The sequence below is a fragment of the Thalassobacterium sedimentorum genome, assembly GCF_031127905.1.
Classification (GTDB): Bacteria; Verrucomicrobiota; Verrucomicrobiia; order Opitutales; family Coraliomargaritaceae; genus Thalassobacterium; species Thalassobacterium sedimentorum.
In genome coordinates this window covers 16,343-35,836 of the sequence record NZ_JARXIC010000019.1, presented here as the reverse complement: position 1 = coordinate 35,836, position 19,494 = coordinate 16,343, and the positions used below count along the sequence as shown (strand labels likewise).

Here is a 19,494-nt window from a genome sequence, read left to right as displayed (position 1 = left end):
TTGTCTTCTAATTATAACGTGAATGCTTTTACAATCTGTTTACGTCTGTTTCATTCTAGCTGTAGACTACTTAAGCTTACCAATTTCGTCTCCTTCTTCAGATGAGTTCTTCCAATAAATCTACACCCAATTTTCACCTGGAAGGTCTCGAGTCACGGATCTTACTCTCGGCGGTGCCCGTCTATGGTGATGCGCAGAACATAGATGAACCCATCTTTGCTGATTCTGTGCTGATATTGGACCCAAATTCCAACGTCGATGGGAGCGGGGACAAGAGTGGTACGACCAGTGCGACTCGCGCAAATACTGAAGAATCGGCAGCGGCCGCTGAGACGGGAGATTTATTCTCAGAAACCGCTCCATTAATACCTGTAAATGAGGTATTTTTAAGTGGTCACCTTGAAGCCGGATCCGTCATTCACGCAGATATCATACATATTTCAGATGGCACGCTACTTGAAAATGTTGAGCTCTCGGCGAAGAGTATTTTCATTGGCGCAGCCGAGTGGGTGGGGGATAATACGGTATTGGCGGATGAACTGAGCGTGTTAGCGACGCAATCTGCCAGAGCGGAGGCAAGTCTAGTGCTGGCACCACGTTTGATTGAGGCCACGATGGCGCTTGGCTTTGAAGATGCAGGTTTTTCGCTGAACAGCGGTGAAATGGATTACCTGGCGGCGGCTGGTTTGGAATCTTTAGTCATTGGTTTAGCAAATGGGGCGCACGATGTCACAGTGGATGGCTTGGCCTATCAGGGGAATCTATTGCTACGTTCACCAGAAGATGGTGGAGAGTTTTACATCCTTAGTCAGATCGATCACAGCGGGGGCATCTTGAGTTATGAAGGCTCAGGGCAGACTCAAAACTCCAGCGCGGATACCATTACTTCTGGTAACGAAATCCTGGTGAACGATTCCTTGAATCTCGTTTATGTTGAAAACAGTGGGAACGAATTTGGCGATAACACCATTTATTTTGATACTACCAACGGTGGGGCGAATCCTGAGGGAGGCGATATTCTCATTAGTGGGGATATCTTGGGAACAGAAGTCGGCAATGGCGGCACACTCTACCTGAATGCTGGTAGCACGGGAGATATCTTGATTCAGGGCGGCGTGGGCACCTTGGAGACCTTAGGTCGAATCGTCATTGTGAATGCGCATGACGTGACCTTTGAAGGAAACATCATCCTGGAATCTTTTGAGCAGCTAGAGGGCACTGGCAGCTCATCGTTTGGAGCGACTTCCTCGAATTTGTTACTGACCACAGGCGGTGATTTTATCGTGAACACCACGAACAATGTGTCCTTCGGTGGCGATGTTGAGTCGGCCTTTCAAAACTTCGAAATCACCGTTGATCCATTTGCGACCTCTGGTAAGGTTTGGTTTAAAGGCGACGTGAATCTGGCCAATGGTGACCTGATTATACATTCAGCCAATGATTTTGAGATTACAGGTAGTGCTGAGATTATCGGTGCCTTGCAGCAAACTGTGGGAGCGAGTGAAACGATTTTCCGAGCCTCGCTGCAGGCGAATACCGTCGACCTCGTCACCCAGCAAAGAATTCGCTTTCTAGACACGGTCACCTTGTTGCAGGGGGACATGAATTTGGTGGCCGACGACGTGGATTTTGAAGGTGGCACCAGCAGTATTATTGGTGCTTTAGATACAAATGGAAATGGTATTTCGCAGCTGTTCTTACGTCCTACCGCAGCCTCTGTCTCGATGGATATCGGTAATCCGATCGGTGGCACGGGCACATTTCAACTGACAAGCACTGACATTGCCGCCATCGCGGATGACTTCGCACTGATTACAATTGGCTATCATCAGACCGGCACGACCTCGACCAATGCAGTTCGGATTGGGAATGCTTCATTCTTAGATGCCTTAGCAGTTCACGGTGGTTCTTTCTTGGTCAATGGTAGTTTCAATGCCCAGACTAGTCTGTTGGTCGAAGCTGACAGTGGATTGATCAGTGTCACGGGTACGCAAATACGTGTCAGCAATGAGCAGGTGAACAATGTCTGGCAGTCCAGTTTGTTGACTCTGCTAGCTCATACCGGAGATATTCAGTTTTCTAATGGAGCTTCCTTGTTAATTGATAATGAGGATCCTGCCGATACGAATGAAGGTTCAACGATTCAACTGACGGCGACCGCTGGTTCGATTATTAACCAAGCAAATTCCTACGGCTTTATTGAAGCTCGCGATCTGAACATGGTGGCTGGGCAGTCGATTACCGTTTTGACGGATGTAGAGACTGTGACCGCTCATTCCACCGTCGAGGGGGATATTCAGATTGATGAGCTCGACCAGTTACACGTCATTCGTGGGGTTACCGCGAACGGATTGATCCGTCTCAGTTCGGGTGGAGACACTGTGATCGATCTACTTGAGTCCGAGACCGATGCGACTGATAATACCGTCGCAGTTGAAGTCTTCGGCGGCGATTTAGAGGTCGATCGAATTTTGGCTGGCACTCTAGGTTCGGTACAACTCGATGTGGAAGGTGCGATTACTGGCTTTAGCCAGACGGATCGCGATTCACTATTGGATTTGCCCCGTGTCGTATTGAGTGGCGGTTATGATGGCACTCAAGCATCGGCTGAATGGATTTTGCAGGGGGTGACGATCACACTCAACTCGAGTGCACCGACTGATACTTTCAATGGATCGATCTTCCGAGTGGTTGCTTCTGAAGAGCCCTCAGGCACTCCTGTGCGTAGTGTGTATGCCGATGGTGTTTACACGCTGTATGCTTTGCCAGGCGAGGCCACTCATGCAGACTTAGTTGCAGTCATTGATAGCTTGGCGGATTTTGATGCCTCCATTACAGCGGGCACATCCACTCTTTTAGAACTGCCTGCGATTACTTTGGCGGCGGGTTCGGCATCACCTTTGACAGCGGCGACTGGCTCTTACGATTTCGGGAGCACGCGCTTAGATGTGAGTGCGTTGACTCCTGGAGTGGATGCGAACGCTACACGCATTCTTTTTGCTGCGGATGGTGTTGGTGTGGCTTCCGCTGATTGGGATGCGGCTGCGAACTTACTGACGCTTCATTACGTAGCGGGTGTCACTTCAGTTGGAGCCTTACGTAATTTAATTAACAGTACGACCGATGCAGATCTATCGGCGACGCTTGGCACCGGCACCGGCACGCAAATTCTTGGTCTTGAAAGCGCTAGCATTACCGGTGGTTCGACCCCCGCAAGTGCGGTCGGCGAGTTTGCTTTCGCGGATGGCGTGTTGGAGGTCATTGGAGATTCTGCGAGTAGTGCGCTGAATGATGTGACTGTTTATTTTGTCGGTGATTCGGAGCTAGGAACCAGTGCCGATTGGAATGCGACCGATGGCATTTTGACGATTCGTTACGTTGCCGGTGAGACCACGCTGGCTGATCTGACGACGTCGATCGCAACAGCAGGCGCGGGCATTTCGGCCAACGTGATTCGCGGCAATGCTGCGGCGGTACTAGAGATTGCGACGACTGAGCTGAATGGTGGGCGTGAGGGCGTGCCTGCCGCTGGCTATTTAGACGTGGACGGTGTAAGCCTGCGCGTGAGTGATCACACGGGCACAGTTGCGGATTCGGGACCGACATTCCGTCTGATTGGGGCTCTTGCCGATGGGGATGATGTCGCACTGACGTCGCAGCAACCAGTTCGTATTCTTTCGGATGGCGACGATTATACCATTTATGCCTTGGCGGGAACAGCTACGCACTCAGATGTATTAGCGGCGCTCAATGCCTTGCCTGACTTTACGGCGGCAGTGGTCGATGCACATGTGGTTGGGAATGTCTTGACGCTCAACACACAGTCGGGAATCGGTGAAGCGCTCAATCCTTTCCAACTTAGCGTCAATCAGGTGGATGCGATAAATACCGGCAGCGGTATCGTGCACCTACAGCAAGATGACCAGGTCTCTGAAGTGGGAGTGGCCATCGACAATCAGTCTGATTTTGCTGGGGACTATGTTGCCTTCACCGTATTGGGTGGCGATACCACCATCACTTCAAACGGTATTCAATCCGCTTCCAATGCGGGGGTATTGCTGGATGTTGCAGGTTCGCTTACCGTTGATGGGGCGATGCATAGCGAGGGCGGGCCATTAACTTTTCTTGCAGTGGACACCATTCAGGTGACTGATGGGGTTGAACTTGAGTCAAACGGGGGCGATGTATCTTTTGCATCGCTTGCTGACTTGACGATGGCAGTTGATGCTGCAGTTCTCACCGAAGGTGGCGCAGTCTCGGTGGATGTTGCGGGCGATCTCACGCTTGGTATTTTGAATGCCAGTGTGACGGGCGCATCGGATCGAGATGCCTGGGGCGATGTGGCTCTGCAAGCAGCAGGATTTATTCAAGATCATAGCGATCGCGTATCGGTTAACATAGTGGGCCGTAGCCTACAAATGAATGCAGGCACAACCATTGGGCAATTGCCTGACGCGGGTGCCGAGCGTGCGATTGAGATCAATGTCGTCTCACTTGCAGCGGAATCCGATGCTGGAGTGATCGTGATTGAGAGCGTTGCAGATGTGACAGTGACTGAGGTGGCTGCCTTGACAGCGGATGTGTTGACGGCGGATGGTTCGATTGTCGATGGACCCGTTATCGCAACGCTGACAGGGATTCTGAATAACGGCGGTGGGGATGTGCTATTGACCTCTACGGATAATCTAACAGCAGAGGACTCTATTGTGACCAGTGGTGCGGGGCGCATTGTTTTGATCGCAGATACGTTAACGATCAAAGAGGCCATTACTACTTCGGGGGGCGCGCTTTCTTTGGCCGCCACGAATGATTTCGTATTGGGGGACGCTGCCCATGTGAGCACCAATGGTAACGGCGAGATCTTAGCAATTTCCGATAATACTTCCATTTTGGCCGCTGCGGGGAGCCAGGTGACTGCTGTGAATGGTTCAATTCTTTTTGATGCAGCGCAGGATATTACTCTCGGGGCGGTTGCGACGCAAGCTGCGCTTGGCCTACGGGCAAGCAACGGGTCAATTTTAGCCGCTGCGGGCGGTGTGAATACACGCTTGATCCTAAGTGCGGATACACTGGCGCTCGTCGCTGGTGATTCGGTGGCGGGGGCGAATGGCAGCACGGATGCGCTCTTGATAGATGTCAATGCCATCAGCTTGTCGGCGGGGACAGGCGCGGTATATAACTTGTCCAATGACGGCACGCTACTGGTTGATACCACATCGACTTCTGTGACTCGCTTCAATTCGTTGTTTATAGAAACAGACGTGAGTATTGCCCCGCAAAGTGACCTATCGATTCTGGGCGAAGGCAGTTTGACGCTGACCGTCACCAACGGGGGCGATCTGGATGTTGCAGCGGAGCGTGTCATCACCACGACTGGAGCCGGCGAAATATTGCTAGAGGTCGCGGGTGCGCTGACGATGGGCAGCGCTTCACATATTCATAATGTGAATGGATCCATCACCTTAGACGCAGGGAACAGTATTTCAGTGGCGCACGTTAGCTCGGTTCTGGGCGCGATTACGGCGACCTCTGCGACTGGCTCGATCATTGATGTCGATCCCAGCGAAAGTGAGGTCGATTTTGAGACCGCAGGGCAATTGACTTTAAACGCATCCACTGGCGTCGGCATTGAATCCGGTGAGCGTCAGACACTATCCGTTCTGCTCGGCACTTTAGCGGCGACCACAGATACTGGCGGTATCTATGTTAGTTCAGCTGAGTCCTTTGCGACCAACGGTTTGATTTCGAGTACTGCGGGCACCATTTCTATTCTCTCCGACGACGCGATTACAGTGGGGCCTAACACAGGCGGGGTTGCGATCGACTCCGCAGCGGAACTTGTGCTACGCGCAGGCGCAGCCTTGACTCAATTGACCGATGGCAGCATTGAAGCGGCCGAGGATATTTCACTCTTTGCAGGCACTGAGATTACTCTTTTCTCAGTGACGACTCCAGGCAATGTCGCCCTGGAATCGACTGGTGCGGTGATGGGCTATGCAGAGCCTATGGTCGCTGCGATTACAGCGCATGGCTTGCTGCTTGACGGTATCGGTTCCATGGGGACTCCAGCGCAACGCTTGAGCTTAGATGTTGCGGTGCTGGCAGGCACAGTGGAGCAGGGGACGCTTGCTTTTGATAACGCACAGTCTCTCTTGCTAGACTCCGTGACGGTGAATACCACAGCAGTGGGCCCGCTGGGGGCATTACCTGCAGTGCTGCATGAGCAGAGCGGGGATACCTTGGTTCTCAATAGCATCCTCGACCTTGGTGTTTTGCTTGGAGAAGGACTTTTCGCAACTATCGACGGTGATCTCCATGTCAGCTCGGCGGGCGCATCCGCTGCCGTGGCAGTGACTGAACCACTGCCAGTGCTCTGGCAAGCATCGGCTGGCCAGACTTGGGACGGCATCTTGAATCTTGCTGGCGGCGATGCCACCCTGCGAGCGGACGGTGCAGTTGAATTTACCAGCGTAGCTGACTTTATATCAAATGGCGGTGACCTTTCAGTGTCCGCGGGGGATGATTTCACTCTCAACGCTGGTGCTGCCCTGGATTTGCTCTCGGGCTCACTCTTGGTGGACTCTGACAGTTCTGTGACGATCGCAGGTGAAATCGTCACGACTGCTGCAGTCGCCCTGGTTGCTAAAGATTCGATTCTCGCTGGTATCGCAGGCGGTCCACTGCGTGTGAATGCATCAGATCTCATACTTACAGCAGGCCATGCGGTTGGCACGGAAGCCTCTGTAATGACGACCGCAGTTGCTCAGGTATCTGCCTCTGCGGGGGCCGCAGGGATTTACCTGAACAATACCGGAGACGTGCGTGTCACGAATCTAGGGTTTGCGGTGACTTCTTACGATGCTGATAGCACGCCGAATGTCGCGTTCTCTGGATTTCAGGGCGGGCTACAAACCCAGTTTAGTGGGGCGATTCAGTTTGATAATGATGGCGCGGTCACAGTGGACCCTGTCAAATCAGTGATTCAAGTCTATCCAGGCTCTGAGTTTGAATTTGCACTTTTGATGGATGCGGCGGGCCCTGACGGAAATGATGTCAGCGTCCTATTCGAGATCATTCGTGACAGCGGTGATACTATCGATGCGTCTGAGGACATCAACACACCAGACCTGCGTGACGGCAATCCACCTTCCACTGCCTACAACGCAACCAGTGGTGTGTTACGTGTGTTTGTTCAAAATGAAGTCTCCACTGTTGCCCAAATTATAGATGCAATTAATGCCGATGTCGACTTTGCCGGCACAGCTGTTTCAGTGACAGGACCCAGCGATGGGTCTGCTGTCTTTGCTGTTGGCACTTCCGCTGAGAATGCTTTCTACGCCGGCCACGGCGCGGATGAGGGCATTGTTTCATACAATGCTGGCACGACTGCGATTGGAGCGGATCCGATTGCTGCCTACGCTGAGATCCAGCCTGCCGACGCATTGTATGCGATCCGCGTGACCTCCACGGATCCAGGTGCCGCGGCCAACGATTTCGTGTTCCGACTTTTGGATGATGGCCCCGGTGGACATTTAACCGAAGCGACTGACTCAGCATTTGTTGCGTGGGATGAGTCGACTGGGGCGTTGGATGTGTATATAAATTTTGGATACACGACTGCGGGTGAAATTATTGATGCGATCAACCTCGCTGAAGCTGGTGGCACTCCATTCGTTGCAGAGTTTAGTGGTTCTTTGAACCCGTCGGATGCGGATGACGTGATCGGAGATGCCTCCGTATTGATGGTGTCGAACTTATCCGCGCAGGCGACGATCCGTGCGGTGGGCACGCATAATGATATCACGGTTGTATCAAATGTCGCGGGACCTCTTTATAACGGAATCAACTTCCGCTTTATCGATGACGGTTCAGTTAGTGTCGATGGGGTGAATGCTAGCTTCGACGATGTTACAAATATCATGTCGATCTATATCGACAGTGCGGTGACATCTGCTGCTGAAGTGGTGGCTGCGCTGAATGCTGAAGGCACCTTCACCGCCTCCTTGACTCCCGAATTGACGACCGCAAATAATGGCACAGGCACGATTCAAGCCAGCCATTTCGCTTTGCGAGGTGGTTCTGTGGCAGTGAATGCTTCCGTTACGGTTGCGATGGTCGGCACGAATAATGACTTTATCGTTACAGCCGATGAGCCAGGCGATAATCAGAATGGTATCGAAGTTGTGCTGATCAGTGACGCTGCGATTGTGCCAGGCTCCGCGAGTGCCAGTTACAATGATACGGATGCTATTCTCGAAATCCGTATTAACCCGGACTTTGCGACCGCAGGTGGTATTTTAACGGCAATTAACCTCGGTCCGAATGCTGCTAGCATTCCGTTTACAGCTTCATTGCCAGCCGATACCACAGGATTTGGCGGCATTCAATTAGTCACTTATTCTACGACTACGGGCGGCACGGGGAGTGTGGCACGTGCTGTAGTCGATGCCTATGGAGATGATAATGACTTTGAATTAGTCGCGGACTCCGATTCGACCTTACTCCAGAACATCCGTGTTTATATTGTCGACGATGGTTCGATCGACGATGGTTCGGCCGTTGCTAGTTACATAAGTGCATCGCGTTCGCTCATTTTAAATGTGCAGTCAGGCGTGACCACAGCCAATACCTTGGTCGCCGCAATTAATAGCGCTTCGGTTCCAGTCAGTGCAACGCTTGCGAATGCATCCGATGGTTCCGGCACTTTTGCGAATCAGTTACAGCCCTTTGTGAATGGTGCGGATCCAATTGTCGCGACTTTGTCCACGGTATTACCCAACGGCATCGAAGTGCAACTGGCTTCAACACTTGGCGGTGTGATTAACAACGACATTCAAGTCTCTTACGCTCTCGATGCATCGCTGGATGCGGGGACCGCTGCGGTCAAGCTCTTTGAAGCCGATGGATTACGCTTACTACAGGTGCGCTTTGCGGATGCCACGACCACATTCAGAGCGTTACAGGACTTCCTCGATGCACATTCCGAATTGCCGTTTGAGATTGTCAACATCGCCGCCATTGAATCGGAGACTGCAGGTGATTTGAGCGCAGTTTCAGCCACCGGTAACGAAGGCTCTATCAGTATCACGGCTACCGGCGATATGAGCTTGCTCGCGCGGGTGACCTCTCAAACGGGTGCAGTGACTGTCACAACCACTGACGGTGGTGACCTTCGCTTTGATGCTGCCACATCATACATTCATGCAATTGATGGGATCGACCTCGATCTTGCAGGTGCCTTTATTAATAATGCCTCGCTCGAATCGCCTCTACTTAAGGTGTATGATGCGTCGCTGCTACGAGTGAACACAGGCATGCTTGAAGCTTCTGCCGAGTCGATTCGCTTTGAAACCAATGGTGCTGTCGAGATCGACGGTGCTGGGCTGAGCCTTACAGAAGCTGATTTCGCAGTTGATGCTGCAGATACGGTTTGGGTCAATGGTGCCATCACTGCATCGGGAGCGACGACTGTTTCAATTGATTCCGGGGATACGATTACGCAAACTGCGCTGGCTAGTTTTGCCGCGGAAACGATTCGCCTATTTGCTGGAAATGAAGCTGTTCTTGCGGGGGCTTCGAATGCGAACGTGTTTACACTGACTGCAGATCAGGAAATACGCCAATCGGGCACGGTCGCGACGGTGGATACACTCTCTGTTAGCAGTCTTACAGGTGCGATTCTGATGAGTGGCACGGCGACTACCACCAGCGATACCGGAGACATTACATACACTGCGGCTGCCGCAATTGAAGTCACATCGGTTGTCTCTACGGACGGTGGCGATATTGCTCTAATCAGCGGTGCTGCGATCACTAATGTGCGTAGCATAGCAGGCACCAATGTTGCCACCAGCGGACACGTTACACTGAATGCAGAAACTGGTATCGGCGAGATCGCAGATGCCATTCGTATTCAGTCTGGCACTTTGAGTCTAAACAACGCCGGTGCAACCGGTGACGTCGTGGTCACTGAGACGGAACCGGGCGCGGATCTGGTGATTAACTCATTGACTCAATCAGCCACTGCGGGGCGCTCAGTCTTGATCAGTGAAAATGGAGATGTTCACTTTACAGGAGCGGCTCTACAGACAGGCACGGGCAGCTTCTTAGTGGACTCGGATGCCCGTATTTTGACGGATGCACTGGCAACAATCACTATAGGCGGTGGTGCTTTAACACTGAATGCTGTGTCTGGTGTCACCTTGCAGGCAGACCTTACCAGTGATGGTGGGGATGTATTGATCGATTCGGGCGCCACTCTAGCCATGGCTTCCGAGATCACCTTATCTGCAGGCGGTGGCGATGTTGCACTCCTGGCTTCGGATGACGTCGAAGTGGCGCAAGTGTTGAGCTTGATGGCTGGAGTCTATATCGCCTCTGCAAATGGATCGGTCCTTCGCTCTGCGAATGATGGGCGCACCAATGTGCGCGCTGGGAATTTACAATTCTCTGCGGGGAGTGCGATTGGTGCTTTGAGCACTGTGGAGGACGCCTTGATTATCGAGGTTGATCGTATGACGGCGCATGCACAGGATGGCGTGCTAGCGATTGATTCGCTGAATGATCTGTCGGTGGGTGAAACCACGGTTGCTGTCGATTATGCAAAAGCTGATGGCAGCATCGACTTTGACACGTGGATGAGCGCACAATTCCGCACGGATGCCGGCAATGCAGTCTTGCGCGGGCGTGGTGCACTGACTTTTGAGCCACTCGCGGGGGATCTTACCGTTCAAATTGCTGGCAACGCGCTGATCTCAGCTGTAGGCACCATGCTCTTAGATGGCGATACTCAGGTGAGCACTGGATCGGCTCATTTTACCTCGCTTGATTCGCTCACACTCAATGGTGATTTTACCCTCAGCGATGCCGGCACGGTGCTGATCGAAACGAGTGGGGACTTCAGCCAAGCTTCGACTTCGACTTTGTCGACGAGTAATCAAGATGCGATTCTGAATGCCAGCGGTGCGATCATTCTGCATTCGATCAATGCAGGCTCGGGTGATTTGGCACTAACCGCCGGCGGCGCAATTAGTCGCTTGAGCACAGCGTCTGCGACCCAAGTTGTGGCGGATGCGCTGCGTCTCTCTTCTGGTGCTGCCATTGCTTCGGTAGCCGATCCACTCGGCGTGGATGTGGTCACGCTGACTGCTGCAGCTGTTGATGGGATTCGCTTGAATTCGGTTGGAGCCGTTGAAGTAGATCGCATTTCCGTGACTGTGGATACAGTTTCTAGTATCGGTGAGACGGCTGTGGAAACAGTTCGTACGGTCGCGAATCAGTCGGACATCAGCTCCTCGGCGGGGGGCGATTTACTCTTACAATTCGGTGGTCATCTCATCTTGCAAGATGGGGATGACGACGCACGTGCGATCGGCACCAATGGAACTGGGCGCATCTTCCTAGGAGCGAGCTCCTTAGAGGCCTATGCGGCCATTCGTAGTCTCGATGGTGATATCACTTTGGAAATTGATGGAGGGGCGCACTGGATTTCTGTCGCTGAATCGGCGCCAGAGGCAGATGATGCCACTATTTCAAGTGTGCGCGCTCAGACGGGCGATATTTTTATCCGCACCGGTGCGGATCTGCTGATGGATGAGGGCAGCTTCATTCGTGCGAATTCTGGTAACATCGGTATCGATGTTACAGGCTCGTTGACGCTGGCTTCTATTGATGCCGCTTTGGGCTACGTGCACTTAAAGACCACAGGTGCGATTCTCGATGGTGGCAATGCCGCGGTTGATTTGATTGCCGATCGTCTGCAGCTGGAAGCAGGGACGGGGGCTGGTTTGTTAGGTGCGGCGACTTACAATCCGCTGGAGATTTCCGCGAATCGCCTGTCAGCTCAAATCACAAGCGGGCCGCTTGCATTGTCGGAAGCCAATGCAGTGGAACTCGGCTTGACGACTGGCTGGGTGAACCAATTGGACCTGGATGGCCAAGCCTCGGTGGCCTTGGACGAAACAGACGCGCTCTTCGGTATCAACTCACTTGGAGGTGGCAGTGTGACACTGCTTGCGGCGGGCAGTATTACCGCGATGGCCGCTCTGGAGGAATCTCCTGATCGTGCGACCATTCGTATCAGTGATACTGGCGATCTCTTACTGGAAGCGAATGCTTCAGGTGCTACCGTGACAATCAATGGCGATATTGAAGCCGCGGGTGGTTCACTTACTATACAAGGAACTGCAGGTGTATCGCTGGCATCGGATACAACGGTCGCCACAGAGCTAGCCGGCACATTGACAGTGCTGTCTACGGCGGGCGGTTTGAGCATGGCAACGGGCTCGACTTTGCAAGCGGCGCTTGGAGACATCGTAGTCAATACCACGGGATTGATTGCAGTCGCCGGCATTGAAACTGCGGGGCAGGTCGCTCTGACATCCACGGCTAATTCAATTACAGATAACGAAGCGACTCGCACAAATGTCACTGCGGCGACATTACGTCTGAATGCCTATGGCAATGTGGGTGCTTCCACCAATGCCTTGGATACAGATGTGGCGACGCTTGCGGCGCAAACGACAAACGGTTCGCTCTACTTACTTGAAGTCGATGGTTTGGAGATCGGTGCCACTGAAGCGACGACTGCGTTGGTGAGTGCAGATGGGGAGCTAACTTCTACACCGCTGGCGGAACTCTCCGGCATCGCAACGGGCGGCAGCAATGGCGCGGTAATTATTACTTTAGCCGCTGGCGACCTTTCGGTGCTTAGTGGACATGCTGTTCGTGCTGCGGGCACCGGGCGTATTCTTCTGGATACGCCAGATGAGCTCATTGTTTCTGACGAGGTCTTGAGTGCTGAGGGCGCGATTACTTTGCTGTCTGGTAACGATTTTTCATTGGCCGCCGGCATTGAAATTTCCACCGGCGGCGTCGGGCAAATTCACCTCTCAACTGAGGGAGATTTATTGGCAGCAGCGGATTCTCGCTTTGTCGCTTCGACGGGGAATGTCGTGCTCAATGCGAGCGGAAACCTTCTTCTTGGCGGTGTGATGACTGAAGGGCGTGCCGCACTTGTGAGCGCCACGGGACACATTCGAGGCGCGGGTTCGACTGCATTCGATCAAGAGGTGATCGCTAGCTACTTGCTGTTGCAGGCGGATCACTCTTCGAACGGCGGTGTCGGTACTTTAGTTCCAACGACAGCTGAAAGTTTCCGCACTCAAGTTGGCCGCATCGCCGCCATCGCTGGCGCGGAAGGCATTCATCTCGTGAACTCTGTGGGAGTCACAGTGGGCTCGGTGCTTGTGAGCACAGCTCGAGTCACTGCCACTGGCAGCTTAGTCAGTGAGTCGGATCTCACACTGAGTGATCTGACGACTCTTTCTGATTCGGCCTCGATTGTTCTGCGCACCACATCTGGCTCGCTCACTTTGAATGAAGGCGGCGATCTCAATGGTGCTTCAGTAATCGCGCACGGCGCTGGCAATGTGCTGCTCTCGGCTGCAAATAATTTGACGGCCAACGCAAGCGTCTTGTCCACTTCGGGACACTTGACCCTGCGTGCGGTCAACGCCATCAGCTTGGCTGCGGGATCGACCGTCGGCACTGGCAGCTCGGGCACGGCCTTCGTTCAATCCACCGCTGGTGCTATTACGATGGGAAGCGCCGCAGTGGTGCGTGCGACGGGATCTTCGGCTTTACTCGAGGCGCAGGGCAGTGTCACTGTGGGGCTGCTTGAAGCAAGCTCTGTTGCCATCGAATCCGTGACGGGCTCGATTCTACGGGCCGCAGGTTCGGGGACGAATGTCACTGCAACCAACCTTCGCCTTGTCGCCGATACGGGCATCGCCAGCGCAACGGCGGCTTTGCAAACTGACGTGGCCACGCTGGCTGCCAGCACGCGGGCGGACGGTATCTTCCTGCTTGAAAGTAATGACGCGATCGTCAGCGCTGATGTCACCGTCTTGGTCTCCGAAGTCAATGCCGACAGCAGCACTTCGTTACTTGCGGGCACATCGTTAGCGGGACTGACCACTGCCGTGGACGGGTCGATCGTCTTAGTCTCGACAGCGGGTGCATTGGAAATCGCGACGGGCGCGCCTGTCGTGGCTGCAAGTGCTGGCCGCATTCGTATTGAAGCTGCCAACGCCTTGACGGTGGATGCGAATGTGCAATCGGGCACGGGGCATGTTACACTACTCGCTGGTGACGGTCTAAGCATCGACTCCGGCGTTTCCATACTTACCGGAGCTAGCGCGGATATTTATCTCGATGCCGGTGCAGGGGGTTTAACTCAAACCGCTACGACTATAACTAGTGCGGGTGCAAATGTTCGTCTGGCAGCTACAGGCGATATCACACTGGGGCGTGTGACTGGAGTTGCTATTTCCGTTCTTTCAGATGCCAATATCTTGGCCGCGTCTGGCAGTTCTGACAATCTTGCCGCAAGTCGTTTACGCCTGAATGCAGGCGCTGGCATTGGTGCTGGTAATCGCCACTTGGCAATTGCTGTGAGAGAACTTTCTGCGAATGCTCTGAACGGTAGTGTCTTTATTTCAGAGGCGGACGACTTAACGGTGACTTCGGTCTCAGTTGCGACCAATCGAGTCTCCTCGACTGCCACGACAGCCACTCAAACGGATGCGGCACAGTCCGATCTGCGTTCGGGAGGCAATGGTGATATCGTTTTGCTGTCGGAAACAGGCAGCATCATTTTAAATGATGGCAACAGTGACAGTGCAGTGGTCGTCGCTGATGGAAGTGGTTCCATCCTGATCGGTGTTGCGAGCGACTTAGAGGTCAACTCTGCGGTCCGATCGGGCACGGGTGATATATCACTCATCGCAGGCAATGACCTGACACTTGCGAGTGTGAATGTGGCAACCAATGGCGGCGACATTTCACTCGGTGCATTTACAGGTCAAGTGACCATGCCAGCCACGGCTACCATCGCTGCGGGCACTGGGAATCTGCGTGTGAGTGCGCAAGGCAACGCGACCATCGGACAACTTTCCGCCGAGGCAGTCTCTTTGATTTCTGAGGCGGGCGATTTGGTGAGTGCGCAGTTTAGCAGCATTAACGTCACCGCGGATTCCTTACGAATACTTGCTCAGAATGCGATCGGTGCGGCAGATCGTCATCTACTGACTGATGTGGCTCAGCTTAGCGCAGCGGCCACGGATGCGGGCATCTTCATTACCGAAAGCTCAGCTATCACTGTAACATCTGTCCGTGTGGCAACGGCTGGCCTTGATACCAGTGGCAATACTCAAACGGTTATGGACGCTGCGCAGTCAGATGTGACTGCGGGGGGCGCGATTGTAATCGTGGTTGAATCCGGTGATTTGACTTTGGACGATGGCAGTGCACTGGTTGATCAGACCGCTGCTGACGGACGTGACGCTGATACCATTGCCGTGCAAGCGGGTGGTTCGGATGGTCTCTTACTACAGGCATTAGATGGCCAGTTGATCGCCAATGCGTCGATCCTTGCGACCACCGGTCACTTAACGCTGCGTGCTGCGGAATCCTTAGATATCAATGACAACGTTGCTATCGCGACGACTGGAGCAGGCCATGTGTCCATCGAATCGGAGCAGGGCGCATTGACCTTTGCTGCGACTGCTTCAGTTGCGGGTGCCGGTTCGGTTCGGCTGGTGGCTGAAACTGATTTGACCGTCGGCCAGGTTTCAGGAGCTTCGGTTGCGCTGCAATCGACCTCGGGCGCGATATTAAATGACAGTGCAACCAGCACCGAAGTCTTCGCGAGTGAAGGCTTGCGTTTGACTGCCGCTGAATCGATTGGTTCTGCCAGCAACCATTTACGCACAAATACTGGCGTGCTCTCGGCGCTTTCGAGCGTGGGCGGTCTCTTCCTAACGGACGCCTCCAGCACGACTGTTGCTTCGGTCCGTGTCGTTACGACTGAATTCACTGCGACTGCGGGCACGCAGACGGTTGTGGATGCGGCACAGTCCGATCTCGTTACTCTGGAAGATGGTGACATCATTCTGGTCCTGAATGCGGGGGATCTCACACTCAATGACGGCAGCACTTCGGTCAGCCAAGTCGGTGGTGACAATCTTTCTGCGAACAATACTGCGGTGGTGGCCGATGGTTCCGGACGTATTTATTTACAAGCGGCTGGTTCTTTAATCGCCAATGCGGATGTTCTTTCGAACACTGGCTTGATTACAGTGCTCGCTGAAGATCAACTGACCTTGGATGCTGACGTGAATATTCAGAGTGCGGCGGATGTCAGTCTGCAGTCGACGAGCGATGCGATTTTGATGGAGGGCACGGCTACGATCAGTGCCACTGATTCGACTTTACGTCTCGATGCTGCTGCGGGTGTGACGCTTGGTAACGTGATTGCCGATACAGTTTCACTCGTCGCGGGCGCTTCTATCGTCAATGCCGCAGGTTCTAGCTTGAATGTGAGCGCAGATACACTGCGGGTTTCCTCACTCGGTGGGCTTGGTGTGGTGTCTCGTTACTTGACCTTGGATGTGGTGACCTTAGCTGCCCATTCGCAGAATGATGGAATCTTTCTGACCGCTCAAAACGCTGTCACAGTTGCTTCAGTGACAACATCAGTGAATGAGTTTGGAGCCAATGCGGGCAATACGATTGTCACGGATGCTGCGCTCAACCATTTGACCGCATTGAATGATGGTTCCATCGTTTTGGAAACATTAGCAGGCAGCATCTCAGCGCCCAATGTGATTGCAGATGGAAGCGGTTCGGTCTTACTACGTTCGGCGGACGCGTTGCAGTTAACGGGGCTCTTAAATAGCGGCAGCGGTCTGATCACGCTACAGGCTGAAAATGCGATTAACCTAGGACTCGCGAGTGCCTTGGTCAGTGATACAAATGACTCGATTCTGCTTGAATCAGCCAACGGTGCTTTCACCATGTCGGGCAATGCGACGATTACAGCTGCCAATGCTAACATTGGTATTCATGCCGCCGATAACATAACCTTGGGTGTGACCACAGGCGCTGTCGTTTCTTTAGTTTCCGACAGTGGAGGTATTCGCCGTGCGGCCACAGTGGTTACAGCGGTGCTTGCCAACAGCCTGCGCATTGAAACCGCTACCAATGTCGGCACTTTAGAACGCGACTTTATTGCAGAAGTAGACCTACTTGCGATCGCGGCTTCTTCGGTGCACTTGAGATTGATCGATGATACCACAGTCGGAAGCGTTGAGGTGACATTGCATCGTTTACTTACGGATCTAAGCACGGAAGTGGTTGAAGACGTGGCACTCGCTGGCATCGTGACGACTGAGGGTGGGTTGATTGACATTCGGACGCTTACCGGTGACTTGAATTTAAGCGCGACCGAGGGGGCGATCACTTCGGGGGGCACTGGTAATGTCTTATTGACGATTGACGGTGATTTGGATGCTGCTGCAGATATCACTTCAGGCAGTGGTTCGATCACACTGGATATCGAGGGCGCTGGCGCGCTGGCGGCAGCGATCGCGACCAGTGGCGATGTTTCAATTTCAACAACAGCTGCCTGGGATATGACCGGCACATCTACTGTGTCGGGTACGCTTGTCGCAATTGATTCAGGAGCAGACCTTATTTTGGGGAATGTATCTGGTAGCAATGTAGAGATTCATTCGGGGGCTCAGCTGTTGAGTGCGGCGGGCAGTACACGTAATGTTCTAGCCACTACAACTGCGATGATCATCGCTGATGACGGCATTGGTGCGAGTGGTTCAAGCTATAATATAACAGTGGAAACTCCAGTTTTGACAGTTGAGAATGTCACCGCTGGTTCCGCCTACCTGATGCTATTTGGCACGACTCGTGTGGATCAGTTAGATCTGAACAATTCAGGCAGTTTGCAACTTAACCTCTCCGCGGGGGACCTTAACTTGACGGGCGGACTCACGCTTGGCACAGGATCCGCAGTGATTCGGGTGAATGGTGCCTTGTTGCTCGGCGATTACATTACCGCGAATGGGGATGTGCAGTTGACCGCTCAATCCTTAGAGGTGGATGCCGGATACTCATCGCAGACGCCTCTGATTGAATCATTACAGCGTTCGATTGAGTTGCGTGTTTCGGGCGCTGTGACCTTGCCCGCAGGTGTGGTGCTTCGTGCGGCTCAGGGCGATATTGAGATGACGGTTGGCGGTGAATTAACCTTGCCCGTGATGCTTGCAGATGGACTGATTTCAATCCGCGGCAATGCCAATGTGATGGCGGCTGGCGTTGGAACGGATCAGCACTTATTGACTGCCGATACGGTTCAATTACTAGCAGGTGGAAACCTGGGTGCGACGGGACGCTCCATCGTGACAGATGCGACCACCCTAGATGCTCAAGCCTCAGGCACCGCCAATTTGGTGGAACTGAATGATCTTGAAATTGGTCGCTATGGCTTGCGTCTGAAAGATGCAGTTGATGGCGATTCCTTTGTCTTGTTGCTCGATCAAGGCACGGCTTCATCGCTGTCTTCAGTCAATGGCGAAGTCAATGTCGATGGTAACTTCATCCTTCGTTCGAACGGAACGGTCACTTTAGGAACACGTTTGATCAACACGGACGGGGATCTCTTTCTCGCATTGGGAGGCCTCCAGTTTGCGCTAACTGGAGTTGAGCCAGTCTTTGTCGCTGGCAATGGACTGTTGGATCTAGATGTGGGGGCCGCCGGACTTGGTGCAGGGCTCAGTTTGAGCGCAGCACAATTGACTGCTTTAGTTGAATCAGGCGACTTTAATGCGATCATTCGTGGCGCCTCTGAAGTTACCGCCGATGGCATTGTCCTGACTGACTCGACTGGTGAAGTCACTTTGACAGTCGACAATGGCAGTCTGACATTGGGCGGAGCCATCATAGGCGAAGGAGGCATTGAACTTGAAATTCTCGACGGGGGCCTAACCACCACTGCGAGCATTGCAGATATCCCGCTGCTTGTTGCTGGAGATCAGGGAATACAGCTTGAACTGGCCACCGGCGCTGAGGGCGCGGCTGGAGGTGCGATTGTCACCGCTTCGCTTGAATTCTCTGCTGTTACGGACGCTGGCAATCTGAATTTCGAGTTTCGTCCTTCAGGGAGCAATGTGGTCACGAATCTTGTGAATCATGGCTTAACCATTCGTTCAGGTGGAGTGGGCAACATTTCCCTGCTTGTTACTGGGCATAATTTGGACCTCCAAAGTGACGTCGAGCAGGCGGGCTTCGGTTCAGTGAGTTTGAATGTGGCGAGCGGTGGACTACAGATGTATGCTGGTTCCTCTATTCTGGTGAATAGCGGTACGCTGAACTTAGCGGCACGCGATCTCTTAGTCGTGAACTACATTGAGAATCTGACAGGTACGACGAACATCAATAGTGCCCAAGGCCTCATTGTCCGCAATACGGCCACTGGCACGAGCACCATTAACTTCCGTGGAGCACTTGGACCAGTGATCACGTTGAACAATTCAATCAATCTGTTGCTGGATGTAGATTCCGCTACCATTAATGGCGTTCTAGTCGAACGCTTGGCTGGCGATGACTACCTCTTTGTTAGTGGCACCTTTCAGTAGAAAC

At 53.2% G+C, this 19,494-nt stretch carries 1 protein-coding gene; it reads left to right on the top strand.

Going from position 1 to position 19,494, the window contains the following annotated elements; all coding sequences use genetic code 11:
• The first annotated feature begins 101 nt into the window (after nt 1–101).
• Nucleotides 102–19,490: a beta strand repeat-containing protein gene (locus QEH59_RS12040; protein WP_308985625.1), complete on the top strand. Its 19,389-nt coding sequence runs from the start codon at nt 102–104 to the stop codon at nt 19,488–19,490.
• Nucleotides 19,491–19,494 lie beyond the last annotated feature (4 nt).